General features: G+C 47.2%; 23 protein-coding genes. 13 read left to right on the top strand and 10 right to left on the bottom strand.

Annotated features, from left to right (window positions below; genetic code table 11):
• Positions 1 to 5: 5 nt before the first annotated feature.
• The 4 genes from ACSAZK_RS15325 to ACSAZK_RS15310 are packed head-to-tail and all read right to left on the bottom strand — an operon-like array spanning position 6 to position 3,466.
• A complete protein-coding gene (locus ACSAZK_RS15325; protein ID WP_440954924.1) occupies positions 6 to 626 on the bottom strand; it encodes an ABC transporter permease in 621 nt (206 codons plus the stop codon).
• Positions 617 to 1,297 carry an ABC transporter permease gene (locus tag ACSAZK_RS15320; protein ID WP_440954923.1) on the bottom strand — a complete coding sequence of 227 codons (681 nt, stop codon included), beginning with the start codon at positions 1,295 to 1,297 and terminating at the stop codon, positions 617 to 619. The genes ACSAZK_RS15325 and ACSAZK_RS15320 overlap by 10 nt, the downstream gene beginning before the upstream one ends.
• Positions 1,298 to 1,355: 58 nt before the next feature.
• Entirely contained in the window at positions 1,356 to 2,483 is a 1,128-nt protein-coding gene (locus ACSAZK_RS15315) for an ABC transporter ATP-binding protein (protein WP_440954922.1), read from the bottom strand.
• 17 nt (positions 2,484 to 2,500) lie between these two features.
• Positions 2,501 to 3,466, bottom strand: a complete 966-nt coding sequence (locus tag ACSAZK_RS15310; RefSeq protein ID WP_440954921.1) for a glycine betaine ABC transporter substrate-binding protein — start codon at positions 3,464 to 3,466, stop codon at positions 2,501 to 2,503.
• A 516-nt stretch (positions 3,467 to 3,982) separates the two neighbouring features.
• Here ACSAZK_RS15310 and ACSAZK_RS15305 point away from each other — a divergent pair.
• The 5 genes from ACSAZK_RS15305 (at position 3,983) to glmU (ACSAZK_RS15285) (ending at position 11,086) form a co-directional block, all read left to right on the top strand.
• Positions 3,983 to 4,930, top strand: a complete 948-nt coding sequence (locus tag ACSAZK_RS15305; RefSeq protein WP_440954920.1) for a calcium/sodium antiporter — start codon at positions 3,983 to 3,985, stop codon at positions 4,928 to 4,930.
• Between the two features lie 469 nt (positions 4,931 to 5,399).
• A complete protein-coding gene (gene glmU / locus ACSAZK_RS15300) occupies positions 5,400 to 6,617 on the top strand; it encodes a bifunctional sugar-1-phosphate nucleotidylyltransferase/acetyltransferase (RefSeq protein WP_440954919.1) in 1,218 nt (405 codons plus the stop codon).
• A 19-nt stretch (positions 6,618 to 6,636) separates the two neighbouring features.
• Entirely contained in the window at positions 6,637 to 8,490 is a 1,854-nt protein-coding gene (glmS, locus tag ACSAZK_RS15295; protein ID WP_440954918.1) for a glutamine--fructose-6-phosphate transaminase (isomerizing), read from the top strand.
• Positions 8,491 to 8,591: 101 nt separating this feature from the next.
• Entirely contained in the window at positions 8,592 to 9,896 is a 1,305-nt protein-coding gene (gene glmM, locus ACSAZK_RS15290) for a phosphoglucosamine mutase (protein WP_440954917.1), read from the top strand.
• Complete coding sequence (gene glmU, locus ACSAZK_RS15285; RefSeq protein ID WP_440954916.1) at positions 9,893 to 11,086, top strand: bifunctional sugar-1-phosphate nucleotidylyltransferase/acetyltransferase; 1,194 nt, start codon at positions 9,893 to 9,895, stop codon at positions 11,084 to 11,086. The genes glmM and glmU (ACSAZK_RS15285) overlap by 4 nt, the downstream gene beginning before the upstream one ends.
• Before the next feature lie 381 nt (positions 11,087 to 11,467).
• Here glmU (ACSAZK_RS15285) and ACSAZK_RS15280 read toward each other — a convergent pair whose 3' ends face one another.
• The 3 genes from ACSAZK_RS15280 to ACSAZK_RS15270 form a co-directional block, all read right to left on the bottom strand.
• Positions 11,468 to 12,001 carry a hypothetical protein gene (locus ACSAZK_RS15280; RefSeq protein ID WP_440954915.1) on the bottom strand — a complete coding sequence of 178 codons (534 nt, stop codon included), beginning with the start codon at positions 11,999 to 12,001 and terminating at the stop codon, positions 11,468 to 11,470.
• A 239-nt stretch (positions 12,002 to 12,240) separates the two neighbouring features.
• Positions 12,241 to 12,741: a hypothetical protein gene (locus ACSAZK_RS15275; protein ID WP_440954914.1), complete on the bottom strand. Its 501-nt coding sequence runs from the start codon at positions 12,739 to 12,741 to the stop codon at positions 12,241 to 12,243.
• A gap of 334 nt (positions 12,742 to 13,075) precedes the next feature.
• Positions 13,076 to 13,255, bottom strand: coding sequence for a hypothetical protein (locus ACSAZK_RS15270; protein ID WP_156153825.1), 180 nt, complete (start codon positions 13,253 to 13,255; stop codon positions 13,076 to 13,078).
• 673 nt (positions 13,256 to 13,928) lie between these two features.
• On the opposite strand from ACSAZK_RS15270, the gene ACSAZK_RS15265 reads away from it, so the two are divergent.
• Positions 13,929 to 15,047 carry an AAA family ATPase gene (locus ACSAZK_RS15265; protein ID WP_440954913.1) on the top strand — a complete coding sequence of 373 codons (1,119 nt, stop codon included), beginning with the start codon at positions 13,929 to 13,931 and terminating at the stop codon, positions 15,045 to 15,047.
• A 429-nt stretch (positions 15,048 to 15,476) separates the two neighbouring features.
• Complete coding sequence (locus ACSAZK_RS15260) at positions 15,477 to 15,737, top strand: hypothetical protein (RefSeq protein WP_440954912.1); 261 nt, start codon at positions 15,477 to 15,479, stop codon at positions 15,735 to 15,737.
• Between the two features lie 142 nt (positions 15,738 to 15,879).
• Here ACSAZK_RS15260 and rnz read toward each other — a convergent pair whose 3' ends face one another.
• On the bottom strand, positions 15,880 to 16,797 hold the full coding sequence (gene rnz, locus ACSAZK_RS15255) for a ribonuclease Z (protein ID WP_440954911.1): 918 nt from the start codon (positions 16,795 to 16,797) through the stop codon (positions 15,880 to 15,882).
• On the opposite strand from rnz, the gene ACSAZK_RS15250 reads away from it, so the two are divergent.
• Positions 16,796 to 16,951: a hypothetical protein gene (locus tag ACSAZK_RS15250; RefSeq protein WP_440954910.1), complete on the top strand. Its 156-nt coding sequence runs from the start codon at positions 16,796 to 16,798 to the stop codon at positions 16,949 to 16,951. The genes rnz and ACSAZK_RS15250 overlap by 2 nt on opposite strands.
• Before the next feature lie 134 nt (positions 16,952 to 17,085).
• On the opposite strand, the gene ACSAZK_RS15245 is transcribed toward ACSAZK_RS15250, so the two are convergent.
• A complete protein-coding gene (locus ACSAZK_RS15245) occupies positions 17,086 to 18,966 on the bottom strand; it encodes an alpha-amylase family glycosyl hydrolase (protein ID WP_440954909.1) in 1,881 nt (626 codons plus the stop codon).
• Positions 18,967 to 19,469: 503 nt separating this feature from the next.
• On the opposite strand from ACSAZK_RS15245, the gene cobA reads away from it, so the two are divergent.
• The 3 genes from cobA (at position 19,470) to ahbC (ending at position 22,464) form a co-directional block, all read left to right on the top strand.
• Positions 19,470 to 20,237 carry a uroporphyrinogen-III C-methyltransferase gene (cobA, locus tag ACSAZK_RS15240; RefSeq protein WP_440954908.1) on the top strand — a complete coding sequence of 256 codons (768 nt, stop codon included), beginning with the start codon at positions 19,470 to 19,472 and terminating at the stop codon, positions 20,235 to 20,237.
• 25 nt (positions 20,238 to 20,262) lie between these two features.
• On the top strand, positions 20,263 to 21,090 hold the full coding sequence (locus ACSAZK_RS15235; protein WP_440954907.1) for a uroporphyrinogen-III synthase: 828 nt from the start codon (positions 20,263 to 20,265) through the stop codon (positions 21,088 to 21,090).
• A gap of 174 nt (positions 21,091 to 21,264) precedes the next feature.
• Complete coding sequence (gene ahbC / locus ACSAZK_RS15230; RefSeq protein WP_440954906.1) at positions 21,265 to 22,464, top strand: 12,18-didecarboxysiroheme deacetylase; 1,200 nt, start codon at positions 21,265 to 21,267, stop codon at positions 22,462 to 22,464.
• Between the two features lie 746 nt (positions 22,465 to 23,210).
• On the opposite strand, the gene ACSAZK_RS15225 is transcribed toward ahbC, so the two are convergent.
• Complete coding sequence (locus ACSAZK_RS15225) at positions 23,211 to 24,125, bottom strand: aminoglycoside phosphotransferase family protein (protein WP_440954905.1); 915 nt, start codon at positions 24,123 to 24,125, stop codon at positions 23,211 to 23,213.
• Positions 24,126 to 24,329: 204 nt separating this feature from the next.
• Here ACSAZK_RS15225 and ACSAZK_RS15220 point away from each other — a divergent pair, with 204 nt between their 5' ends.
• Both ACSAZK_RS15220 and ACSAZK_RS15215 read left to right on the top strand, forming a co-directional pair.
• Positions 24,330 to 24,998, top strand: coding sequence for a molybdopterin-dependent oxidoreductase (locus ACSAZK_RS15220; protein ID WP_440954904.1), 669 nt, complete (start codon positions 24,330 to 24,332; stop codon positions 24,996 to 24,998).
• 345 nt (positions 24,999 to 25,343) lie between these two features.
• Positions 25,344 to 26,288 carry a phosphotransferase gene (locus tag ACSAZK_RS15215; RefSeq protein WP_440954903.1) on the top strand — a complete coding sequence of 315 codons (945 nt, stop codon included), beginning with the start codon at positions 25,344 to 25,346 and terminating at the stop codon, positions 26,286 to 26,288.
• Positions 26,289 to 26,347 lie beyond the last annotated feature (59 nt).

Below are 26,347 nucleotides of genomic sequence, written 5' to 3'. Positions count from 1 at the left end.
CATTTTTAGGCATCATTTTCAAGGTATTTCGGGGTCAAACGGCGTTCCAACACCGAGAAGAAGAAGTCAAGGAAAAGGGCAATGGCTATAACCGGAAGGGTTCCTGCAAGGATTTTTGCAGTATTGAAGTTGGTAAGCCCTTCGAAAATCATTGACCCTAGTCCCCCGCCTCCTATAAGGGCTGTCAGCACGGCTATGCTGTTTGCAAGGATGGCAGCAAACTTGAGCCCTGCAAATATAGCAGGATAGGCATTGGGAAGCCGGACATTACGGATTATCTGGAACTCCGTCAGCCCTATTCCCTTTGCAGAATCGACTAGAGCAGGATCTACGTTGAAAAGCCCTATGTAGGTGTTCTTAATAATTGGGAGCAGGACCCTCAGCATAATGGCAATGACTGCCGGGGTAAAGCCTATCCCGATGAGAGGGACTACAACGGCTACAACCGCAAAACTCGGGACTGCCTGGACAAGGTTTGAAAACTTCATGACCATTGAAGCCAGCCTCTCACTGTATAGTGAAAGAAGGACCAGAGGAACAGCAATTATAATTCCTGCAAGAAGTGCCGTATAAGCCAGGAAAAGGTGTTCAAGGGTAGCTTCCAGGATTTCTGCGTTTATGACCATGTCCCGTACCTCACCTTCAGCCTGTTCTCAATAATGCCTGCTCCCCCGTCCAGGATTACTGCCAGCAGCCCGACCCAGGCTCCTGTTACCAGGATTGTCCCCATGTCATAGAGCTGTATCCCGTTCTGGAGAGCTGCTCCAAGCCCTCCTGCAGCGATCAAGCCCCCAAGTGTCACGACTCCCATGGTGAACACGACAGCTATCCGGATACCTCCTGCTATCAGGGGCAGCGCCAGGGGAAAACGCACTCTCATGAGGATTTCCCCGGGATTAAGCCCCAGGGCTTCGGCGATCTCTACGTATTCCCTGGGAACGTTTGCAAGGCCCGTATACGTATTTCTGGCTATGGGCAGGATGGAATAGAGGATCGAAGCAGCAACCGTCGGGCCTGTACCTATCCCGAAAATGGGAAGCAGGAGTACAAGGAGCGCAACATCCGGAATTGTCTCCACAACGTTCAGGCCGTTCAGGACCGGGTCTGCAAGCTTCGGGTTCCGGTAAATAAGGACTCCCACAGCTACGCCCGCAAGGATGGAGACAAAAAGCGCAATCGTGAACATGTAGAGGTGTTCAAGGGTGCGAAGCGAAAGGAGCTGGGTATTCCAGACCCTCTGGACTTCCGTTAAAACTTCATTTATAATCTGGACCACTTCGCTCAGGTAACCCACCATTCCATAAGCTGCCTCAAGTTTAGATTGGAATTTTAAGTCAGACTTTTAGATCAGGCTCTTAGACCAGCCCCTGGAGAACCCTGTCGGAAAAAAGAAGACCTGCCGGAATTTCCCCCTCCAGGACCAGCGCCATGGACTCCCCTTCCCCTTTGAGCTGTGCAAGGGCCTCGAAAAGTGAATCTTCCGCCTGGAATATGAGGAGGGGTTTTGAGATTTCATTCAGGTTTTTCCCCGTTTCACCGGCCTTCAGGGCTTCATTCAAGGAAATTTTCCCCGCAGCCCCGGATTCTTTCAACAGGAGAACGACTTCAAGCCCGCTATCTACCATTTTTTTAAGGGCTGTTTCGGCAGGAGTACTTCCATCCAGAAAATAGCCGGGATCCAGGGGCTGCATTATATCCTTTACTTTCAACGCCTCAAGGTGCCTGTATTTGCGCTTCGAGTCAACGATTTCAGAAACAAGTTCGTTTGAAGGCTCAAAGATCAGTTCTTCGGGAGTCCCCACCTGAACGAGAGAGGCGTTATCCATTATGGCAACCCTGTCCCCCAGTTTGAAAGCTTCATTGATGTCATGGGTAACGAAAACAATGGTCTTTCCAAGTTCCTTTTTTATTTTGCAGAACTCACCCTGGAGCTGGGTCCTGAGAAGAGGATCAAGCGCCCCGAAAGGTTCATCCATAAGGAGCAGGGGAGGGTCCATGGCAAGAGCTCTTGCAAGCCCGATCCTTTGCTGCTGCCCCCCGCTCAGCTGGTGAGGAAAGCGGTCCATGAAACTTTTAGGAGGAAGGGATACGAAATTCAGAAGTTCGCGAACCCTTTCCCGTATTTTGGCTTCATCCCACCCTTCCAGCTTCAGGATGAGCCCTATGTTTTCCGAAACCTTCAGGTGCGGGAGTAAACCGATGTTCTGGATCACATACCCGATGCTTCGCCTGAGCCGTACCGGGTCAAATTCCTCCACATCCGTCCCGTTTATGGACACCTTCCCTGAATCGGGTTCTATCAGGCGGTTGATCATCCGAAGGGTAGTTGTTTTCCCGGAACCGCTGCGCCCGATCAGGATCATGAGTTCTCCTCCACGGACTTCAAGGTCCAGGTCCCTGACTGCGAAACGCTCCCCGTACCTCTTCGTTACGTTTTCGAGCCTGACAGACTCGATCCGGTTAAAAAGTTTTTTGAACTTCATGGATTACACTGAAAGAATCAGCCCGAAATCAGGCCTTCTTCCACAAGGAAGTCCCGGGCGATGTCCCGGGAATCTCTACCTTCGATATCGTACTCCCCGTTAAGCTGCCGCATGGTATCCGAATCAATCCTGCCTTCGAGTTCCGCAAGTATCGCCACGATTTCGGGGTACTCCTCTTCAAACTCGGCCGAAACCAGCACGACAGCATCGTATGGAGGCAGGGCGTTTTGATCGTCCTCAAGCACCTTCAGTTCGTAAAGGTCATTTCGGGTGTCAGTGGTATAGGCACTTATGGCATCCACTTCTTCATTCTTGATGGCTTCATACATTATGCCCGGAACCATGGGGTTGTAGTTCTTGAACGTGAACCCGTAGACCCGGTCGATCTGGGGCAACCCGTCTTCCCGCGTGGCAAATTCGGGATCAGTGCCAATTTCCATATCAGGGGCATGGGGTGCAAGATCACTTATCGTGGAAACCTCGTTGCTTTCCGCCCATCCCTCATCCACGGCAATGGCATAGGCATTTTCGAAGCCCAGGCTAGCAGCAATTACAATCCCGTCCATCTCAAGCATTCCCTGCTCGGATTCTTCGTATACGAGCTCAGGGTCCCATTCCTCAAGGGGCGGTTTTTTCAGGATCTGGCTGTAGATGGTCCCCGTATAATCCACGTAAGAATGGATGTCCCCTTTTTTCAGAGCCTCGTAATTTACAAGCGTGCCCCCGAGGTTCTCCTTCACATCGGTATTGTATCCGCGATCTTCGAGCAAAAGTGAAATCATATGCGCTGTTATGTAAGATTCCTGGAAAAGTTTGGTTCCGATTACGATGGTTTCAGAAGTTACCGGACCAGGCTCATCAGCAGCTTCACCTTCAACCTCGCCTTCAAGCCCGCTTTCCTGTTCATCTGCACCGTTATCCGAACAGCCGCTGACCAGAAGAGAGGCAATGAGCATTAAAACTACCAGAATATTCAGTTTCATCCGAATCTTTATAAAAATCCCCCCATACAATATGATCGAGATCAAGCTCCTAACCGAGAAAAAAAGACCTCTGAGAATTGAAGTCAACTTTACCGGATTGGAGTCAGTCTCACCTCAGGATCGAAATTAATCCCCATAACGATTAAAATCAACCTCCATAAAGATTAAAATCAACCCCCATAACGATTAAAATCAACCTCCAAATGATTGAAATCAATCCCCCATAACGATTAAAATCAACCTCCAAATGATTGAAATTAATCCCCCATAACGATTAAAATCAACCTCCGAATGATTGAAATTAATCCCCCATAACGATTAAAATCAACCTCCGAATGATTGAAATAAATCTTCTAACAAATATTCTTTTTTATCTAATTATAACTTTGTATGGGTTACCCAAGTGAGTAAAAACAGAATCCAGATATTTTGTAATTATTTATGGGTAAATCAAAACGGTCGAACTGGAAACTCAAGGCGTTTGAGTTATATCCCTTGTCGCTGTTAAGGGGTGCCATGGATTTACTTTCGATCTTTCTTTTTCTGTTGAGCCTTGCGATGATCAGCAAGGGATCGGACTGGTTCATAGAATCAGCCGTGGCAATCTCAAATAAAAGCGGGATCCCAAAAATGATCATAGGGGCTACCATCGTAAGCTTCGCGACCACAGCCCCGGAATTCGCAGTGTCCGCAACTGCAGCCTATATCGGGCATACCGACATGACGATAGGCAATGCCGTAGGTTCTGCAATCTGCAATACGGGCCTTGTACTGGGTTCGATCATAGTCGTAAAGGCAATCCCGGTCCGGGACCACACATTTCCGATAAAAAGCGGCCTGATGCTCCTCTCAGGAATCGTCCTGATCCTTTTGAGCCGGGATGGAGGAATTTCCGGGCCTGACGGATTGGTTCTCCTTCTGGTCTTTTTCGCGTTCCTTTATCACGCCTCGAAGACCCAGTACAAAATCTTCGGAAAAGAAAGGGCAGGGTCCGGAAAGGTCAAAATAAAGGAAATGCAAAAGGACATTGTCTTCTTCGTTATAGGGGCTCTCTCGGTTGTCATAGGGAGCAGAATCCTGGTCGATTCCGGAATAAAGATCGCGGAATGGCTGGGCGTCCCTGAAGTTATAATAGCCCTGACCATGGTGGCAATAGGGACATCCCTTCCCGAACTTGCAACGGCAATCGCATCCCTCAAAAAAGGACACCAGGACCTTTCCATCGGAAACATCCTTGGGGCAAACACCATGGACATCGCAATGATCCTGGGAGCCTCGTCCCAGATCCGGACGCTCCCAGTTTCGGACCAGTTAACAGGATATGACTTTCCCTTCATGTTCGTAATCATGCTCGCCCTGATCATCTTCGGCTTAACCGGCAAAAAGCTGGAAAGATGGGAAGGCGCCCTTATCCTGGGAGCTTATCTTGTGTATGTGGCAGGGCTCTTTACCTGGTACGGATGATATAAAACCTCATCTGTCACCTGCCACTTTTTTTAACGAACGTTTTTTAACGAACGTTTTTTAACGAACGTTTTTTAACGAACGTTTTTTAACGAACGTTTTTTAACGAACGTTTTTTAACGAACGTTTTTTAACGAACGTTTTTTAACGAACGTTTTTTAACGAACAATTCCATAAACTTTATCTTGCCCCTGCTGCCTTTTTTTCACGAATCGCTATTCATAAACTTTTTTAATGAACAGCTTTAATGAACAGTTTTTCATACACCCTTTTAAAGAACCTCTACAAAAGAACTTCTACAAAACTCTACAAAATAAAAGGATCTCGGCAAAATATTGAATAGTGACCACATCCCATCGGGAACTGCAACAATACCCTAAGATGCTCTATATACCGGTTCGTGCCGATCTGGAGCTAGCAGGAACTTTTGAAGGCAATGTATAAATTCTAAAAAAGATTCATTTATATCATGAAAGCCATCATCCTTGCAGCAGGGGAGGGGCTGCGCTGCAGGCCTCTTACCCTTACTCGTTCTAAGGTTATGCTTCCGGTAGCCAACAAGCCTATCCTGGAACATGTCATAAATTCACTCGAAGAAAATGGGGTCAAAGATATCATACTGGTTATTGGATACGAAAAAGAACGCATAATGGACTATTTTGAAGATGGGTTGAATTTCGGGGTCAACATAAAATATGTGGAACAAAAAGCCCAGCTCGGGACAGCCCATGCAATCAAACAGGCAAAGGAGTTGATCGGTCCCGATGATACCGCGTTTCTTGTCCTGAACGGGGACAACCTGGTAGAAGCCAGGACTATCACAGACCTCCTTTCGAACTGCGAAGGGGACGCAAGCCTTCTGACCGTAAAAATGGAGGAAACCGAAGGTTACGGGGTCGTGCTAACCGAAGGGAAGAAGGTTAAGCAAATCCTGGAAAAAAGGCCGGGCGACGTAAGCCGCATCGTAAATACCGGAATCTACGTCTTTACACCACAGGTTTTCGAAACCATAGAAAAAACTCCCATATCCGAATACGGAGAATATGCCATAACAGACACCCTGCAGCTAATGATCGATGAGGGGAAAACGGTTACCGCTGTTCCCACCGATTCCAAATGGCTGGATGCGGTCCACGCCTGGGACCTCCTGAAAGCAAATTCCATCGTATTGAATGCCGCAACAGAGACAGTGACGGAAGGAAAACTGGAAGACAACGTAGTTACAAAAGGGAAAGTGTCGGTCGGGAAAAACACAAAGATAAGGTCAGGCACATACATAGTGGGCCCTGTTATGATCGGGGAAAACTGCGACATCGGGCCAAACGTCGTGATCCTTTCTTCGACAACCATAGGAGACAACGTCTCTATCCGGCCTTTTACAGAAATCCAGAACAGCATTATAATGAACGACTGCCGGATTTCATCCCACTGCTGTGTTTCAAATTCCATAATAGGCAGCAATAATACCCTGGGTTCTTATTTCGTTGCGGAAGAAAAGGAAAACCTGGAGATCAACATGAACGGCGTCATACACAATGCCCCGAAACTCGGAACAATTGTGGGCGACGACAACAACATCGGATGCAGGGTGCTCGTAAAAGCCGGAGTCACGATTGCCGTCGACTGCCAGGTCGAATCGGGAAAGACCGTATACAGGCACCTTCCCCGTAGTTCGGTGGTCCTGTGAGGTAAAAGGGGGATAAAAAATGTGCGGAATTGTAGGATACGCGGGAGAAAAACCTGCCACACCGATGCTCATAGAATCTTTAAAGAAACTCGAATACCGCGGATACGACTCTGCGGGCATCACTGTCCAGAACGAAAAGCTTGAGACTTACAAAACAGTAGGAAAAATCGTAAACCTTGAAGCTGAACTTCCGGAAAAACTGGGAGGCAATGTGGGGATCGGGCATACCCGCTGGGCAACCCACGGCCGTCCGAGCACAATAAATTCTCACCCTCATACCTCGGGAAACGAGGTTAAAATCTCGGTAGTGCACAACGGGATTATCGAAAATTATATGAAATTGAAGGAAAGGCTGATAAAGGAAGGCTACGAGTTCAAGTCCGAGACCGATACAGAGGTAATCGCACACCTCCTGCACAGGCAGGTCTACGGAAGTCCGGAAGCAAGCGAAAAACGGTTTGACCTGTTAACAGGGCTTCGCAAGGCTCTGGCTGAGATTGAGGGGTCTTATGCGATCGGAGCTCTTTCTTCCGATGAACCCGGGAAACTTTTCGTTGCCAGGAAAGACAGCCCTCTTGTCATAGGGGTAGGAAACGGGGAAAACTTTGCAGCCTCGGATGTTACGGCTTTCCTTAACCATACCAGGGACGTTATTTTCGTAAATGACTTTGAAATGGCGGTAATGACCCCGAAAACAGTTGAAGTATATGACCTTGACGGAAATCCCCTGGAAAGAAGGGTCGAAAGGATCGAATGGGATATCGAAGCTGCTGAAAAAGCCGGGTACGAGCATTTCATGCTAAAAGAGATCCACGAACAGGTCAACTCTATCCACAATACCCTGGCAGGCAAGATATCGGAACTCGAAGGAGACATATTCCTGGAAGACCTGAACATGAGCGAGAAAGAGATCCGCTGGCTTTCCCGGGTCCAGGTCCTGGCCTGCGGGACTTCCTGGAACGCAGGGCTTCTCGGAAAGTACCTCTTTGAACAACTGGCAGGCATACACTCCGATATTGATGTCTGTTCCGAGTACAGGTACCGGAACCCGGTAATGGACGAAAGGACCCTTGCAATCGCAATTACCCAGTCAGGGGAAACCGCTGATACCCTCGCAGCTGTCAGGGGCATCAAATCATACTATTGTCCCACCCTCTCGGTCACGAACGTTGTGGGTAGCACAATCACCAGGGAAACGGACAGTATTATTTACACCCGGGCAGGCCCTGAAATAGGGGTTGCAGCCACAAAGACCTTTACGGCCCAGTTAACCGTACTTTACCTGCTTGCCATGAAATTTGCCCAGTTGAGGGGCAAAGTAAGCCCGGACTACGTCAAGGACTTTATAATTCAGATGAGAAAGATTCCCGGCCAGATCCAGCAGATCCTGAACAGGAAAGAAACAGTAAAGGAATGTGCCGAAGCCTTTGCCGATGCAAAGAGCTACTTTTTCCTGGGCAGGAACCTGAACTACCCCGTAGCCCTTGAAGGAGCCCTCAAACTCAAGGAAATTTCATACATACACGCAGAGGGCTTTGCTGCAGGGGAACTAAAACACGGGCCAATTGCCCTGCTGGACGAAAAAACACCGGTAGTCGCCATTGCAACCAGAGGGCAGACCTACGAAAAGATGCTCAGCAACATAAAGGAAGTAAAAGCGAGGGATGCAGTCGTTATTGCGGTTGCGGACGCGGAAGATACCGAGATTGCAAAATATGTGGATGTGGTGCTCAGGGTTCCCAGCACGGATGAACTCCTGACCCCGATTCTGAGTACTGTGGTCCTGCAGCTCCTTGCATACTATACCGCCCTTGCCAGGGACTGTTCAATAGACAAACCGCGCAACCTGGCAAAGAGCGTAACCGTGGAATAAAGGAAAATCCATATTGAAGTAAGGAAAATCTATTTGGAGTGGAGAAAAATCCAAATAGGAGAAAGAACCAACGCTTTTCCGGGAATCTCGGAGTGGAATGAATGAAACTATTCGGATCATCAGGAATCAGAGGAATTGCAAATAAAGATATCAGCCCCGAACTTGCCCTGAAAGTAGGGCTTGTGCTGGGAAGTCGGAAAAAAAAAGCGGTAATCGGCAAAGACCCGAGAACCGCTGCATCAATGATCGAGCACGCCCTGATCGCAGGGCTGACCTCGACAGGCTGTACCGTTACAAGGGTCGGGCTTGTGAGCACCCCCACCCTCGCCTACGCAGCCCGGGACTATGACTGCGGGGTCATGGTTACGGCCTCCCATAACCCTTCGGAGTATGTGGGAATCAAGCTCTGGAACCCTGACGGGATGGCCTTTGACTCTGCCCAGCAGGAGGAAATCGAGGATGCGATTGAAAATTCCGGCTATTCCCTCGCCTCCTGGGACAGGATAGGGAAGGTTACGGAAAAAGGGGATGCTGTCCGCAGCCATATGGACATGATAGAAAAACTTGCGGAGGGAGCACCCCTTCGCGTGGTGCTGGACTGCGGCTGTGGGGCCGGAGGGACCATTACTCCTTACCTCCTGCGGGAGCTGGGCTGTGAGGTCATAACCCTCAATGCCCAGCCGGACGGGCATTTCCCTGCCCGGAACCCGGAACCTTCCGACGAGAACCTCTCCATTCTCAAAAAAGCCGTTGTAAGCTTTGGAGCCGACCTCGGAATCGCCCACGACGGGGACGCAGACAGGATGATGGCTGTAGACGAGAAAGGAAACTTCGTCTCAGGAGACGAGCTGCTTGCAATCTTCGGACGCTACGAATGCGGGGAGAAAGGAGGCACGGTTGTGGTGCCTGTGGACACCTCAATGATGGTTGACGACTCCCTCCCTGCTTCCGAAATGGTGAGAACAAGGGTAGGGGATGTCTATGTGGCGGAAGGCATCAAGCAGCATGGGGCGGTATACGGGGGAGAACCTTCGGGAAGCTGGATTTTCCCGCGTATCTCCTACTGCCCTGACGGGATTTATGCAGCTGCAAAGCTGGTTGAAATCGTGAAAGAAAAGCCGCTCAGCAAACTCCGGGAAGAGCTTCCCCATTATGCAACAAAGAGGGGCGCCCTGCCCTGTGCAAACGAAAAGAAAGCCGAATTCATGGAAAAAGTGAAGGCAAAGCTCGAACCCCTGGGAAAAGTCCTGGATATCGACGGCATCAGGGTGGAACTGGAAAGCGGCTGGGTGCTTGTCCGCCCCTCAGGGACCGAAGCAAAGGTAAGGATCACGGCCGAAGCCAGGGAAAACGTTGATGGGATCTTCGAAATGGCTGAAAAAATCGTAAAGGAGGCACTCGCATGAAAGCCGTTGTCCTTGCAGCAGGCAAAGGGACCCGCATGGAGCCTCTTACTTCCGACTGCCCGAAAGTAATGCTTCCGGTTGCGAACAAACCCATTCTGGAGCACATAGTAGATGCTGCAGTGGAAGCAGGTGTGGACGGGTTTGTTTTCATTATCGGCTATATGGAAGAGCAGATCCGGGAATATTTTGGGGACGGAAAAGCCTGGGGCGTAAGCATCGACTATGTCCGCCAGAAAGAACAGCTTGGGACCGCCGACGCAATCGGCTGTGCCCGTGGGCATGTAGGGGACACTTTCCTGGTGCTTAACGGGGACATGCTGGTCGGGGCAGACGACCTGAAAGCCCTGGCAGCAAGGAAAGAAGAAGCAGTTATCTGCGTAAAAGAGGTCGAGAACCCCTCGGACTTCGGGGTGCTTGAGACTGAAGGTGAAAAAGTCGTAAAAATCCTGGAAAAGCCGAAAAGGCCCCCCACAAACCTTGCAAACGCCGGAATCTACCTATTCAGGGAATCCATATTCGAATATATTGACAGGACCCGGCCTTCCGAGAGGAGGGAACTGGAGATTACGGACTCCATCCAGATGCTTATTGACAGTGGAGCGCCCGTAGGCTACAGGCCCCTGGCAGCCGAGTGGATAGATATCGGGTACCCCTGGGACCTCTTGAAGGCTACCGAATACCTGCTGAAAGACCTTAAAGGAAAATGCGAAGGCACAGTAGAGCCGAATGTAACCCTGAAAGGGGAAGTTGCAATTGGGAAAGGAACCCTTATCCGAAGCGGTTCCTACATTGAAGGGCCCGTGGTAATCGGGAAAGACTGTGACATCGGGCCTAATTGCTTTATCCGGCCATCCACTGCGATTGGAAACCATATCAGGATAGGAAACGCCGTTGAAATCAAGAACACGATCGTCATGGAAGACACTCACGTGGGACACCTGAGCTATGCGGGAGATAGTATAATCGGGCGCAGGTGCAACTTTGGAGCTGGCACAAAAATTGCAAACCTCCGGCACGACGGGAGGAACATAAAAATAATGGTCAAAGGAAGGGTCGTTGATACCGGGCGGAGGAAACTCGGGGTGATCATGGGCGATGAAGTGCATACCGGAATCAATACGAGCATAAATACTGGCGTGATGATGAAAAAAGGAAGCTTCACCTACCCCGGAGAATTTATAAGGCACTGACCTAAAAAAATTCAAAAAAGAAATGGCGGTTCCCGATTGCACTCAGGCTCCGGGGTACCACCGATTTGAACTGCCTCCCAGAGCACAGCCGACCTTCAAAAGACAAAACTGTGTCCCAGTTCAGACCGGGAGTTCCATTTCTAAAACAGATATATTCTCAATTAATTCTTGATTATAGTCAAGGACCCACATTCCTTCACCAATCTCAATTGAAAGTTTAACCACAGAAAGCACGGAAAACACGGAATAAAGAAAGTAGGGGCACAATCCTTCCGTGCTTTCCGTGTCTTCCGTGGTTGTAATGTAAGTGTGAATATTTGCATTTGGGACTATAATTCTCGATTAATTCTCGATTAATTCTTGATTAATTCTTGATTTCCATCAGGAATAAAGCTTTGTTATTGTCCAGAGGACAGCTTTTCTGAAAAAACCCTCAACCTCCACTACAAGCGTCCCTTCATTCATACTCTGGACAGCTTCTTTAAGCGGGTCTTCCGAGTCAAGGATTTGATGAACCGTCTGTTCGTCAGTTTCCACTGTCATGGAGGGACCGAATTTCGAGATCGGATCTTCAGGTGTATCGTAACTATAAAATTCTCCCACCATTCCACCCCTCATAATCGCAGTCGCATAGAGCATATTTCCGTCATCCTGCTTGATCTGCAAAGCAATTTCCTGGCTCCCAACCAGCCTTTTAAAAAGCATGGGGACTTCATCAAAATTCTCATTATAAAGTTCGGCTTTCACACTCAATTCATCGAAGAGGCCATTTTCTCCGTCCGCAGCTTCGTCAGGAGCTTTAAAAAATTCCGCTTCCTTGATGTCCCCGGAATCCGAAACCGCACCTGCCACCGGCATGAGCAGAAGAGCCGCGAGCAGGACAGCCAGAACCTTATTTTTGCCCGAAAAGTGCATGTTGAGAATAAGGAGTCTGGATATAAAAATGTTCGTGAATTATGTATTCCCTGCCATTCAAAGAGGAATCAAAGCCTTCAGACTGCATTATTTCAGACTGCATTATTTTAGTCATTAATGCAAAAGTAACAAAATAAAAGATGATAAGTGGCAATGTAAAAATTAATGTAAAAAGTAGTGAAAAAAAATAGTGAAAAAAATAGTGAAAAAATAATTAAAGTAGAAGGGATTTAGAAAACTCAAAACAGGATGTCTGCAAGAGAGGATTTCGCAAACCAGAGTACGATACCTTCAAAGAAACTTGCGTTTTCAATAACTACGGTCTTCTCTTTTAACGCCAGTCTCAGCGTGTAAGCGGGATCACTGGAGTTCATTATTTCACGGGCAGTGGATTCATCGCTCCTGACAAGAAGGGCATCTTCAAGGCCCGAAGTGTCGTTTATCTCCTCAAAAAGCACAAACACCCCTTTTTCATCAGTAGAGCCGTGGACATTCATTTCCGAACCATCATCGAGAGTAATGATAAAAAGGATTTCCTTGCTATCGACAAGATTCGTCACAAAACTCGGGACCGAGCTGATGTTCTCATTATATATGTCGATATTGTTTTTCATCTGGGTGAAAAGGTCAGATTCCGAGTTCACAGCAGTATCCGGAACCCCTTCACCAAGTGTTGAATTTTCAGCTACCGCCAGGGTCGAAAACATCAGTAAAAATGCAAGAGCCAGTACTAAAAACATGAAGCCTTTTTTCAAAAACATGGAGAAATATAAGAAATAAAACTATAAAAAACATGCTAAGTATTGAATTAAAAGGGCAAAAAAATAGAGGACTAAAAATAAAAAAACATGCTAAGTATAGAATTGAAAGGATAAAAATAGATGACACACAATAAAAAAATACAAAGTATTAAATTGAAGGGGTGAAAATGGAGGTTACATAATAAAAAAATGTATGTATTGGTGAATTGAAAGGGTAAAAAATAGAAGATACAAAATAAAAGCTTGAAGAAATTATGAAAAAAAAGAAAGAGGATGTTCGTAAGAACAATCCTGTCTCCCTCACGGGAGAGTTTCAGAGTTTCAGAGAAGGCCTGAAGACTTCAGTACAGTACCGATCAAAGACCTGCTCTTCGATCTTTTCGTAATTTTTCGTGTAATTCTTAGATTTCGGATCGTGCTTACTCATGATTTTCTTAACTTCTGAATTCATCCTATCAAGAGTGACCTGATCGAAACCTTCCGTGTTCTGCATTGTAAACATAAAAACCATGCTCTAAATTAAATATTCGATAATTTTATAATATAGTTTTAATATATTAGCTTTTGCTTTCTTCCAACATTAGCTATGCTGGCATTATATGTACGGGATTCAAATTAACGCACATTAAGCGAAAAAGTACCTGAGTACCATATTCATATAATTTCTTACTCATATATAATATTTTACATTAGTATTATATCCCGCAATACATAAGCACATATTATTTGAATATATGCCTATATAATTGTTACTTGCCAGGGCTTCTTTCGATTCAGAAGCCGGAATAGTTAGCAAAAAAAGCATCATGGGAATTAATGGGAATTGTTTCCCTGAAGAAGAAAGCACATATCCGGCCAAGAGAGATTTTAAATAGAGATGTGAGCTATAACCCCATCCCCTCAAATCAATAAAACTTCCTAACACAAAAACGGTTTCCGGAAAATCCCATAACTCTGGAAATGTATACCAGGATTTCGGAAAAAATAACACAGTTCCTGAAAAATAAACACAAATTCAGGGATGTAAGCAACTTCAAAAGCAGATCTTTCCCCTGAATATGGTCGCGAAAGCTGCCCCCAAAATGTAAATTGTTTTAAAGGGTTAATTTTATTAGCTCCCTTGATTTACATATTAATTAAAGAAAAGCATTCGAGTTGATAACAAAGTGCGAACTGTCTCCCACCGAGTGAACACAAAAAAGAGTCATACAACCAGTACGGAATTCGGAAAATCCACTTCCGAGCTGCTAATCCTGAAACCTGAAGGGTACCCGATGAGCGGAATGATGGAAGAGTACCCCATAGTTGAAAACAGAGACGTTTTTGAGTTCTACGCTCGGGAACAATGGAACGGGTACGTTGCCCGCAAGGGAGATTACCTCTTTGACCGGAGGATGTTTCCGGACTTTGCGTACCGGATAATCGATGTCGAACCTGCCGAGTCGCTGATCGGGATGAACACGTCAATCATCGTAACAGAGGAAGAAAACAGCCTTTTCTCCACAAATGAAATCAAGAGCGATGTTGTCTTCGATGACGTGATAGGGCAGGAAAACGCAAAAAGGAAATGCAAACTGATCGAACGCTTCCTTGATGAACCGGAACGTTTCGGGAAATGGGCTCCGAGAAACATCCTCTTTTTCGGCCCCTCGGGAACCGGGAAAACCATGCTTGCAAAAGCCCTTGCAAACAAGACTGACGTTCCCATCATCCCCGTCAAAGCCACCCAGCTGATTGGGGAATACGTAGGAGACAGTTCCAGGCAGATCCACCAGCTATACGACAGGGCGGAAGAAATGGCGCCGTGCATCATTTTCATCGACGAACTGGATGCCATAGCCCTGGACAGGCGCTTCCAGGAACTCAGGGGAGACGTAAGTGAAATCGTAAACGCCCTCCTGACCGAGATGGACGGAATCGAAGAACGCGAAGGGGTCTGCACCATAGGTTCCACAAACAGGGCCCAATCCCTGGACGCTGCGGTAAGGAGCAGGTTTGAAGAAGAGATCGAGTTCGTGCTCCCCGGAGAAGAAGAGATAAGGCAGATCTTCGAATCCAACGTAAAGACCTTCCCCCTTCCCGTAGAAGACTGCGATTTCAAAACCCTGGCAAAGAAAGCAAAAGGGCTTTCAGGCAGGGACCTGGTCGAAAAGGTCCTGAAAACCGCCCTGCACCAGGTAATTATTGAAGACAGGGAAACAGTCAGGGCAGAAGACTTCGAAAAAGCCTTTTCAAAACTCGGAAAAAATGAACCTACCCAGGACCCAAACGGGCTCTACGTATGAGCTTTTCAGGAAGGAGTTTTCCGTGCTGCAATGAATTGCTCATTATAGATGAGTTTTTTGTATGGTGATAAATTTCCAACACATTAATGAATTATCCAGGCGGTGGTTGTTTTGGTTCACTGCTAATCCTTTTTTCAAAACCTCTTTTTTAAGAACTGAACAACCAGCTTTCAAATAGATCAGCCATTAAGCTCTGGGAATAGCTTTATTTAGAAAAATCGGCATCTTATCTGAATTGAGATCGGAAATAAAGGCTTAAATAAAGATCTGAAGTAAAAGGTCTGAACCAGATCTGAAGTAAAAGGTCTGAACCAGATCTGAAGTAAAAGGTCTGAACCAGATCTAAAGTAAAAAGTCTGAACAAACTCCGAACTGAGATTGAAAAAGGTCCGCAAAAGGGACTTGAAACAAGCGTGTGAAGGGATCCTCATGAATGAAATACGAGAAACCGACCGATTTGAATGCGTGGTTTTAAACATAATAGAAAACTTGATGTGGAAAGGCATAACAGTCGAAGAAAAGGACACTAAAGGCAGAGTGTACTTCGGAAGGGTAAAAGGGGAACTCGACATTAAGGAAGGAGATACCCTCTACCTGGGAGTCAGGCCGACTTACGAAGTCGAAGACAAGACCATGAAAGTTTTCCTTTACGACGCAGAAGATAATAAACTGGACTGGACCCTCGTCTGAGTTCCCGGATATCTTTTCCGGGAGATTTTCTTCTCGAAATCTTTTTTCAAAAAATACGTTTTCTAAAAATACTTCGGAAATGAACGACGGTATTTGGAAATATCAGGCCGTAGACTTAATTAAAGCGCAAAATACCGAATATTCATTCCTGCCTTAAAGGGATTTCAAGTTCCATCAGGTCTTCTGCCACGATGACATTTTCGAATATCTTTTTTGAATCATTAATTATGGGCTCCACGTCATCAGAGTAGCGAGAACTGACATGGGTCAAAACAAGCTGCCTGACCCCGGCATCCTTTGCAAGGGCTGCAACTTCCCCTGCAGTTGAGTGCATCGACTCTTCCGCCCAGTCGGCCATCTCGTCGGCAAAGCTTCCGTCGTGGATCAGGAGGTCGGCATCCCTGCTGGCTTCGAGCACGGCTTCACAGGGCCTGGTGTCCCCGGTATAAACTATGGTCCTCCCGGGGCGGGGTTCACCTACAACTTCTTCCGGCCGGACGGTTTTTCCTTCCACTTCAACGGGTTCTCCCCTGTGGAGCTTTGCAAAAAGAGGGCCAGGGGGAACTCCAAGTTCGACAGCTCTCTCCCGGTTGAAACGGCCGGGCCGCATGTCTTCGACAAGGGCATATCCCAGGCTCGGGATACTGTGCACGGTTTCAAGGGCGCGGATTACATACCCGTCTCCCTCAACAACATCTCCCGGTTTCAGGTCCACACCCCTGATTTCATACTTCAGGTTGAAGTACCCGAGAGCCCGGAAGAGTTCCGTGAATTCCCGCGTATGCTTCGGGCCGTAGATTACGAGAGGCTCCTTCCTGCCCATGAAAGACATGGTCTGGATGAGGCCCGGGATCCCCAGGAAATGGTCCGCGTGGAAATGGCTGATAAAAATAGAGGAAAGGCTCATCATCCCTGTCTTTGCCCGCATCATCTGCTGCTGAGTACCTTCCCCGCAGTCAAAAAGGATAAGCTCTCCTTCCCGGTTGACCATCACTGCGGAAGGGTTCCTGTTGCGGGTAGGGAGAGAACCTCCTGTTCCGAGAAATGTTACGCGAAGCATGATGAATCCAATTAATATTGTCAGGAGTATTTATGAATTACCACTGACAGGACACAGGAGAAAAACCTCAAAGGAGGAAAAAATACAGGAAGAAAAAGGGCAGGAGAAAAGCAGAATACAGCCAATTTTTGGAGCTAAATCTCTTACCCATTAAAACCAAATCCGGTCATACCCGGTTTCAGCATCCAATCAGTCCGCCTACACAGTCTAGATCATGTTTCAACATCCGATCGGTTTCTGGCTTATGTATCAGGATTCCAGCGTATAATCAGGTTCATGGCTTATGTATCAGGATTTCAGCGTCCAGATCCTCCCGTAATTGCTCGGTACAAAAAGCTGAACCTCTTCCCCTGCAGAGACCTTTGCCAAATTTTCCTGGCCGTGGAGTTCCTCCCTGTAACTGCCTTCATGGGAGAAGATGAAAGGTACCGTCTGACCCCGGTCTCCGAAGTTCAGGGCAATAAGGCTGAAAAGGTTCCCGTACTTCCGGGAAAAGAGCATTACCTTCCTGGACAGGTACAGGGAATCATTATAGAAGAAGTGCTCCCCTCTGGAAAATTGCGGGTTCTCCCTTCGAAGCTGTACCAGTTTCCTGACGAGGCTGACCGTAGACTTGCCTTCAGGAGTATAGAAATAGTCCCAGCGCACGGGCCGGTACAAAAGCACCCGCCCCCACCCTTCCTCGGGGAGGTAGTAATTTTCCCCGAATTCCTGCCCCTGCCAGAGCATGGGAATGCCCTTTGCCGTGAACATGCCTATCAGGTAGGGCTGCACTTTGTACCAGAGTGCACGATTGCCCTCCTTAAGGAGTTCATTTTTCTCATTTTCAGGGAAAACTGTCCCGAACTTGCAGACAAAACGGGAATGATCGTGGTTTTCAATATACTGGAGTGCAGTTTTTGTGATTCTGTCCCCGTTATGCGAAACCTCTGCCGGGTAACCGAAAAGGCCAAAAAACAGCCCCAGGGAAGAAAGCCCTTCGGGGTTACTCCCGGCGCCCCTTGCCGCATGCAGGGTTCCATTTTGCCAGGTACAATTACTATAAGTACTGTTCAGAACATCAATTGGTTTTTGAAGCTGTTCAGCACACTGTATAAGGTTTACGGAATTCCCTCTGAAAAAGCGCTGCCAGTGACTACCGGCATCTTTTTTTGTTTTTACAAGCTGGTACGTGTCCTTCACAAGCTTAGTATAGCCGTTTTCCGAACCCTCAAGCCAGTACCCGGGGACGTAGTCATAGCGAAAACCGTCTACATGGTAGCAGTCAAGCCAGTGGTGGTTTACTGTCAAAAAGAAATCACGGGTAAATTTACGGTTGAAATCCGTACTTTTCCCATAGACGTTTTCGGCAAACGGGCCCATAAATGGGTTCTCGGCTTCGGGCCATTCGAGTTTATCGTAAACATAATAGTAAGGAAAAAGGTGGCTGGTATGGGCATAGACGGAATCCACTATGACTGCAATGTTTTTCCGGTGAGCCGCATCTACCAGCTTTTGCAGGTCTTTCCTGTTTCCGAAGCGCTCATCCACACCGAAATACCCGATCGGGGCAAATCCCCAGTCCACCCTCTTCTCGACATTGGAAAGGGGCATCAACTCGAGGCAGTTAATCCCCAGGTCTGCCAGGTAATCCAGGCGGGAAACCATTCCGTCGATATCGGACGCAAACTCACTGATCATCAGTTCGTAAAGGATAATATCGTCCAGGAAAGGTGTTTTCCAGACGCTCTCAGGCTGGCTCCAATCATACTGCTTTTTGTACCCAAGAGTGAATGAGGATAATTTCCCGATTCCGAACTCCCGGGCAAAGGGATCTATAACCCAGTCAATAGGCTCCCGACCCGGGTTTTTCAGGCAGTAGCGGTAGACATACTTCCCTGAGCTGCCCCATGCAGAGTCCGGAGTCAGCCTATCTTCGGGCCTGATCGTTATTGTTGCAGACCAGTAATCCCCGTACCCGGGGTCCACCGAATGTTCCATTTCATAATCCTTTGGCTGTATGGCCTGGAGAAACTGGTCTTTTTCGTGGATCACCCTCACCCACAAACGATTACCCTGCTCTGCCGATACCCCGGGTAAAAAAAAACCGAAATTGATAACACCGGGATTCTGCTCATCTTCCCTGGCTCCAAGCTTCTGCAATGGTAGAAGTTCAGGCTTATCTTGCAATATATTCCCCTCCCAATTGTACTGATTCCCTATTCAGAATTTGAGCTTGTCCGGAGCTCCGGCAAGTATGAATACATCAATAAAAAAATAATATAAGTATAAATATATAGTTTAATTTGAGAATCAATATAGCTTTGGAAACAGAGGTCCTGAAAATTATTACTGGATTTCAGCTCCTTATTCCAGGTTCCTGATTGCCGGGTTTTCAACTTTTTAATTCAATTCCCCTTAATCATAATTTAGCACTTATGAAGTAACTTCTAACCTATAATAATCCAAATCTCATCACACATAGGTCAATTCCCAGCGGTTATGAATCAAGAAACAAAGAAATATTTCATACTGTAAAACAGGAAATGTAATGATTTTGATATTTCCGGGCTGCAAACGGAAATTTGTTGTATTATTCCTGGAGCGATTTTCAGGATAATATATATTCTAAAAGCTCGTTAACATCTCCAGATTGCATTTTCTATCTAAAAATTAAAAGGAATCATAGTCACATGTCAGGAAATTACGGAAAAGTTTATCTCGTGGGTTCGGGTCCGGGGGACCCTGAACTCCTCACCCTGAAAGCCCGCCGGTTAATCGACACAGCTGAAGTCATCATCTATGACCAGCTTCCGGGAAAAGTGATCCTGAGTTCAATGCCGGATAGTGCGGAAAAGATCGATGCTGGAAAATTTGCCGGGAAGCACACCCTCACCCAGAACAAAATCAATGAAGCGATTGTGCAGAAAGCAAAGGAAGGTAAGATGGTTGTCAGGCTGAAAGGCGGAGACCCTTACGTGTTTGGGAGAGGCGGAGAGGAAGCCGAAGCTCTCGTGCAGGAAGGCATCGAATTCGAAATAGTGCCCGGGATAACCTCCGCAATCGCAGTGCCTGCATATGCCGGAATTCCCGTTACTCACAGGGAAAGCACCTCCATGGTAACCTTCATTACGGGACATGAAGACCCCACAAAGGAAGAAAGCGGGCTCAACTGGGACGCCCTGGCAAAGTTTGAAGGGACTATCGTGATCCTGATGGGGGTAAAGATGCTCAGGCGGAATGCCGAAGAGCTCATGAAAAATGGGAAAGACTCCGAAACCCCGGTAGCCCTTATTGAGAGAGGCACCCGGCCCGACCAGCGGGTGACCGTGGGTACTCTTGCAAGCATCGCGGACCTGGCAGAAGAAAGAGGTGTAAAAGCGCCTGCTATCACAGTGGTAGGAGACGTTGTCCGCCTCCATGACATCCTCGGGGAACAGCTTACGGGAACCGATTTTTAAACCGGAACTCCGGAGGATCAGGCATATGACAGGCGAAACGATAGGCGAAGTAATAGGAGACGCAAACGAAGCAAAGCTCCCCGTACTTGCGATCATGAGGCCCGAAAGCTATCGGGAGAAGTCCGAAGCCCTTGCCAGGGACTACGGTTTTGAGTCCTTTTACGCCCCCATGATCCGGCTGGAAGACATGAAGGACGAGGGGTTCGAGCCCTTCGTGCAGAGGGTTCTGGAAGGGGTTTCAGACTACGTGATCTTCACAAGTGCAAACGGGATCACCTTCACCCTGGACAAACTCCCGGAAGGCAAAAGGGAAAGCTTTACCGAAGCCCTGAAAAAGAGCCAGGTAATTGCAATCGGCCCTAACACGGAAAAAGAACTCGTGAAAATAGGAGTGGAAAAGCCCTTCCTGCCCGGGGACTACAGTTCGGAAGGAATTGTAGAAGCCCTCTGCCCCGAAGTTAAGGGAAAAACCGTGGATGCCGCAAGGAGCAAGTATGGCTCGAGGCTGCTCATCGAAGGCCTGGAAAAATGCGGAGCTACGGTATTTGAGACAAAGGTATACACCCTTACCATACCCGAAGGGGACATCCAGAAAGAGCTCATCGAGCGCACCCTTGCGGGGGAAGTAAGCGCTTTTGCCTTTACAAGCTCCATGATGGTCAGGGGTTTCATGAAGCAGGCGGAAAAGATGGGAGCCGGGGAAGAAGTAAAAGAAGCCCTGAGCCGGGCAGTTGTAGGCGCTATCGGGACCCCGACCGCAAACACCCTGGAGAGTCTCGGGGTTAGCGTTGATGCGGTGCCCGGAGAATTTACCTTTGAAGCCCTGCTCGAAGTTCTGAAGAAACAGCTTTAATCCCCTGACCGAAGTCCTGAAAAAAGGCTTCAAATTCCGGAAAAAGGCAGGAAAACCCGGGAACTTTATCCATCTAAAAAGAAGGTTGAAACCGGAAAGACACATCATAAAAACCGGTTTCAAAAAACAACATTTAAAATTTTGAAAAACAATGTCCATTTCGAAGGATTGAACATGATAGGCATTTCAAAACTCTACTGCGGAACCGTGGAACCCTCCGACGCCCTGCGCTACGGCCGGGACTCAAAGAGGCTGCCCTCCCACCTGCTGCAGTTTTCAAAGGACAAGAAACCGGTAGTGGTCTGGAACATGACCCGCCGCTGCAACCTGAAATGCGTTCACTGCTATGCCCAGGCAAAGGATGTCGAATTCAAAGACGAACTCTCAACCGAGGAAGGCAAAGCCCTGATCGACGACCTCGCAGCTTTTGGCTCTCCTGTTATGCTATTTTCCGGAGGCGAGCCGACAATGCGAAAAGACCTCCCCGAACTCGCAGCCTATGCCAGGGAAAAAGGGATGAGAGCAGTCATTTCCACAAACGGGACCCTCATTGACAAAAACCTGGCAAAGAAGTTGAAGGAAGTGGGCCTTTCCTACGTGGGCATATCCTTTGACGGGGTCAGGGAAACGAACGACAAATTCAGGGGCGTAAAGGGAGCCTTCGACGCCGCCCTCGAGGGCCTGCACAACTGCCAGGACGAGGGTATAAAAGTCGGGCTTCGCTTTACCATCAACAAACAAAATGTCCGGGACATTCCCGCCATTTTTGACCTCCTCGAGGAAGAAAATATCCCCAGGGTCTGCTTCTACCACCTGGTCTATGCCGGCAGGGGCTCTAAAATGGTTGACGAGGACCTTTCCCTTGAAGAGTCCAGGAAAGCCGTGGACCTCATCATGGAGAGGACAAAAGCCCTGCACGAAAAGGGCTTCCCCGCAGAAGTCCTGACCGTGGACAACCACTGCGACGGCCCCTACCTCTACCTGAAGCTCCTGAAAGAAAACCCGGAAAGGGCAGCCGAAGTCTTCGAGCTCCTTTCCATGAACCAGGGCAACTCCTCAGGGATAGGTTTCGGCTGCGTTTCCTGGGACGGGGCCGTGCACGCCGACCAGTTCTGGAGACACTACTCCTTTGGAAACGTCCGTGAGAGGCCCTTCAGCGAGATCTGGACCGACCTTTCCGACAAACTGATGGCCGGGCTCAAGAACCGGAAACCCCTGATCAAGGAAAACGGGGATCGCTGCGCCCACTGCAAATGGTTCGACGTCTGCAACGGGAACTTCCGGGTGCGGGCTGAAGCAGTCTACGGAAACGTCTGGGCGGATGACCCTGCCTGCTACCTTACAAAAGAAGAGATCGGATACGACGAGGCCTGAAGCTTTTTCAGGCTTTCCCGGTATTTTTTCTACCCATTTATAATCTCTTCTTTTATTCTCTTATTTTATATTCTCTTTTTACAGACTTTATGGAAAAACGATAAAAATCAACCCGGGCAGGTTAGCTGTAATCCCCCTATTCAGACATTCCCGGCAACCTTTTTCGATTTGCTTTTCAGGTACCAGTATTCTCACCGGTCAGCTTGCTGACCGGCTTTTCCATAAATAATATTAAAAAGAGTAAAAATAGTATGGAAGTTGTCAAAAGATATACCTGGGTAATTAAAAAAATAAGGATAAATTGACGTGAAGTAAATCGAATAAAAGTAAAAGCTAATAATTGCACCTAATAATTGCACCTAATAATTGCACCTAATAATTGCACCTAATAATTGCACCTAATAATTGCACCTAATAATTGCACCTAATAATTGCACCTAATAATTGCACCTAATAATTGCACCTAATAATTGCACCTAATAATTGCACCTAATAATTGCACCTAATAATTGCAATTTATTTTGCAGTCTCTTTTTTCAGTAATTTCGGGGAAAGCCGCCCGCTTTGCGGGCGGTGAGGGCCCTTGTTATCGATACGAAAATGGGAATTACCGGAACCGGAATCAGCATAAAACCCTCTCACAAAAACCAGGGCCTTTTTGAGCAATATGACAGGATTACTACATAGCCCAATAAAGAAAGAGGACGAGGAGAGAACGTGCATCTGAATTAGGGTATCAATTATGCTCATTCAGGAGGGGGGGAAACATACCATTCTGGTATGTATGTTTCAAATCCATCATACCATTCCAGAACATTTTCGGCCTGTCTGAGCGCCGTGTTGACTTCATCCTGTCCGAATTGAATTGACCAGGGAACTGATGAAAGCTGGGTACTTGCAATATATAAAGCCATTAATCTGAAAAATAAAGCAGGTACATCATGATCAAAATATCCGTTTATACGTCCTGAGGCAAATGAGGCACTTATATCTGCACACCAGGTAATGCGATTGAATTCCTCCCATGGATCGCCATAATCAAGCCTGTCAAAATCAATTATCCCCAGTTCCCCGGACTTTGTAACAATCATATTTCCGACATGGTAGTCACCATGTTGAAAACACTGGGGACGATTTTCCAGCAGGTATCGATTTTGTTCGATATATTTGATTATTTTATCTGCTCCCTTCAGATGAATTCCACAGGCTTTATAGTAAGTAATATTCCTGTTTATTTTACGATTGAAACGCTCCGACCATGGCATCTGATTTTTTGCCGCAGGAATTTGATGCATGATTCTTAATGTTTCCCCGGCTTTAACACCGAGCTGGTATTGTTCTTTATTGCTTAGCCCGGGAAGAACGGTCCTTGCATCCTCCCCTTTAATCCAGGTCAGTAAAGAATATACGGATTGGCCGTTATTACAAATTCCAAAATCAATCGGGTGCGAGATTAAAATGTCAATTTTATCAAGCTGTTTTAGTGCTTCAAAATCCTGTTTCTTATTCCCATATTGCCTTATGTCCGACATTCTGAGTAATAATTCCCTACCATCCGTCGTCCGGATATAATATTTTTGATCACTTGACCAACCCTTATTAATCGCCTCAATTCTTTTCCATTTGCAGGAATCAGGTATTTCATTACAGATTTTAAGCACGCTAACACCTATACAAAAATTGAATACCTATCATTTTATAGTTACTCCTTTTCCGGATGTCCTTCATTTCCTGAGATAAAACCCTGAAAAATTTCGTACCTGAATAAGGCTTTATCTGAGCCGGAATATATTTTTAGCAAGATAAAAACCGGGGAAGCAGGGAAGGCAGGGAGAGTAGGGAGAAACAGGGAGGGCAGGTAGATCATGAAACGAATCCTACTAATTACAACTTTAATACTCATTTTCAGTATCAGCACCTTTTCAGGTTGTGTTTCCGAAGATCAGCAGGAGCCAGAGGTATACGATAACGAGTCGGAGACTACCTTTTACAGTGGGCAGGAACTGACGCCCATAGCCGAACAGCGCAACAACGCCATAAAGGGGACCCAGTATATCGACAGGGAGAGCTACCGCCTGCAGGTAGACGGTCTTGTGGAAAAACCCATGGAGTTCAGCTATGAAGAGATTACGGCACTGCCCCGGACCTCGAAGGTCGTGGACCTGGACTGCGTGGAAGGCTGGGGTTTTACCGGGAAGTGGACAGGAGTGAAAATAGCCGACCTCTTTGAAGAAGTGGGGGTCATGGAAAATGCCAGCACGGTTATCTTCTTCAGTGCAGACGGGTATTCCACTGCCCTGGAACTGGACTACCTTCTGGAAAACAACATAATCCTCGCCTACGGGCTAAACGATGTGACCCTCCCCCCGGAAAGAGGCTTTCCCCTGCAGCTCGTTGCCGAGAGCAAATACGGATACAAGTGGGCAAAGTGGATCGTAAGGATCGAACTCAGTGATTCCGAATACAGAGGGTACTGGGAAGAACGAGGCTACAACAATAGGGGAGATGTCGGGGGACCTGCATTTGAAAGGTGAGGGGTGGAAATGTCGGAGAGCCCGGATTTGAAAGATGAAGCTCGAAATCGGAAAACAATTCCATATTGATGAATCAGCTAGCCTGAAAAATAGGGATATCGCCTTCATCCGGAACCGTCCTAATCGCTGGCTCTCTACCATTGTTTCGGCAATTTGAATTCGTAGATATTACCACAGAAGACTCCGGATGCCCCATCAAAAACCAAAAGCTCACAATGTATATAAGTAATCTGAACTATAGGTATGTAGTTAGTATAAATGTATATTTTCTAGCAAAGTATTACATATTACCGGGGAGCGCTATCCAAAGGGGCGCGAGTTAAAAAATAGAAGGGGGCAATTTGAGTGGTGGAATGCCATGTAAATACACTGAGGCCAGGGGACCCTTTCAGGGACTGGCTTGTCGAAGAAGTGGTGGGACAAAGGGTCCGGGATAAACAATGCTGTGTTAAGGTTTTCAAGAATGGTCGCTCATCCCATACCGTCTGCAGGTATCACTTCAAGGGAGAACATCTCAGTGTAATGGCAAAATTTTTTGCCGAGCCTACGGGCAGGCTCAAAAAATATAACGCTTGCAAAGCCATGAGGAACGAATTCAAGAAGCTTGAGCTTGCAGCTTCTATTATAAACGTTGCAAGGCCCCTTGCCGTGAACGAGGATTACAACTGCGCTCTTGTAACCGAACATGTACCGGGAAAATCCCTTGGCTGGCATTTCAAACATGAGAAAAATCTTTATGAGAGACTTACCGGGATGTCACATATGCTCCGCAAGCTTCACGACAACACCCGTTCCTCTTACGACAAAGAAAATGAGTTCAAAAATTACCATGACGTTCTGGACCACCTTGAGCTTGACCACAAAACCCGGGAAACCTTCAACCACCTGCTCGGGGAATGGTGGTACAGCGGCCTGCTTGACCGGAAGCACGGCTGCATGATCCACCGGGACGTCCATCCCTCAAACTACATCTTTTACAAAGGCAAACCCTATGCCCTTGATTTCGAAAGCTCCTGGTTCCATGCAAACCCCATAAGGGACCTTGGAATCCTCTCTGCTGAACTTAAAAATTATTTTGAGCAGAATAAAGGAGGGGGATGGAAGGCCGAACCCTACATAGGGAATTTTCTCTGGGAATACAGCCGGGACGAAAAGGATTTTTCAAGAGTTACGAGAGCCCTGCCTTTCTATATGAGTGTGGGACTGCTCCGTTCCGCAAGGCTTCACCAGGAAAACTATCGAGATTATCTTATCAGAGAAGCCATGGCATGTCTGGAAGCTGTAAGATAAAAGATAAAAGATAAAAGATAAAAGATATGGAAAGCTGCAAATAATTAAAAAATAGTGAA

Origin of the sequence: Methanosarcina sediminis, assembly GCF_052056915.1 — an archaeon.
In the GTDB taxonomy this organism is placed as follows: domain Archaea; phylum Halobacteriota; class Methanosarcinia; order Methanosarcinales; family Methanosarcinaceae; genus MTP4.
The sequence above is the reverse complement of the archived record's forward strand: the minus strand, read 5'-3'. Positions and strand labels throughout refer to the sequence as shown.

Bases quoted from the DNA above. Each gene is read 5' to 3' on its own strand.
- glmS (WP_440954918.1), top strand. From the start codon at position 6,637: ATGTGCGGAATTGTAGGATACGCGGGAGAAAAACCTGCCACACCGATG.
- ACSAZK_RS15275 (WP_440954914.1), bottom strand. From the start codon at position 12,741: ATGTTTTTAGTACTGGCTCTTGCATTTTTACTGATGTTTTCGACCCTG.
- ACSAZK_RS15220 (WP_440954904.1), top strand. From the start codon at position 24,330: ATGAAACGAATCCTACTAATTACAACTTTAATACTCATTTTCAGTATC.
- ACSAZK_RS15250 (WP_440954910.1), top strand. From the start codon at position 16,796: ATGATGAATCCAATTAATATTGTCAGGAGTATTTATGAATTACCACTG.
- ACSAZK_RS15310 (WP_440954921.1), bottom strand. From the start codon at position 3,466: ATGAAACTGAATATTCTGGTAGTTTTAATGCTCATTGCCTCTCTTCTG.
- glmM (WP_440954917.1), top strand. From the start codon at position 8,592: ATGAAACTATTCGGATCATCAGGAATCAGAGGAATTGCAAATAAAGAT.
- ACSAZK_RS15270 (WP_156153825.1), bottom strand. From the start codon at position 13,255: ATGCAGAACACGGAAGGTTTCGATCAGGTCACTCTTGATAGGATGAAT.
- glmU (WP_440954916.1), top strand. From the start codon at position 9,893: ATGAAAGCCGTTGTCCTTGCAGCAGGCAAAGGGACCCGCATGGAGCCT.
- rnz (WP_440954911.1), bottom strand. From the start codon at position 16,797: ATGCTTCGCGTAACATTTCTCGGAACAGGAGGTTCTCTCCCTACCCGC.
- ACSAZK_RS15280 (WP_440954915.1), bottom strand. From the start codon at position 12,001: ATGCACTTTTCGGGCAAAAATAAGGTTCTGGCTGTCCTGCTCGCGGCT.
- ahbC (WP_440954906.1), top strand. From the start codon at position 21,265: ATGATAGGCATTTCAAAACTCTACTGCGGAACCGTGGAACCCTCCGAC.
- ACSAZK_RS15325 (WP_440954924.1), bottom strand. From the start codon at position 626: ATGGTCATAAACGCAGAAATCCTGGAAGCTACCCTTGAACACCTTTTC.
- ACSAZK_RS15260 (WP_440954912.1), top strand. From the start codon at position 15,477: ATGAATGAAATACGAGAAACCGACCGATTTGAATGCGTGGTTTTAAAC.
- ACSAZK_RS15320 (WP_440954923.1), bottom strand. From the start codon at position 1,297: ATGGTGGGTTACCTGAGCGAAGTGGTCCAGATTATAAATGAAGTTTTA.
- ACSAZK_RS15305 (WP_440954920.1), top strand. From the start codon at position 3,983: ATGGATTTACTTTCGATCTTTCTTTTTCTGTTGAGCCTTGCGATGATC.
- glmU (WP_440954919.1), top strand. From the start codon at position 5,400: ATGAAAGCCATCATCCTTGCAGCAGGGGAGGGGCTGCGCTGCAGGCCT.
- cobA (WP_440954908.1), top strand. From the start codon at position 19,470: ATGTCAGGAAATTACGGAAAAGTTTATCTCGTGGGTTCGGGTCCGGGG.
- ACSAZK_RS15315 (WP_440954922.1), bottom strand. From the start codon at position 2,483: ATGAAGTTCAAAAAACTTTTTAACCGGATCGAGTCTGTCAGGCTCGAA.
- ACSAZK_RS15235 (WP_440954907.1), top strand. From the start codon at position 20,263: ATGACAGGCGAAACGATAGGCGAAGTAATAGGAGACGCAAACGAAGCA.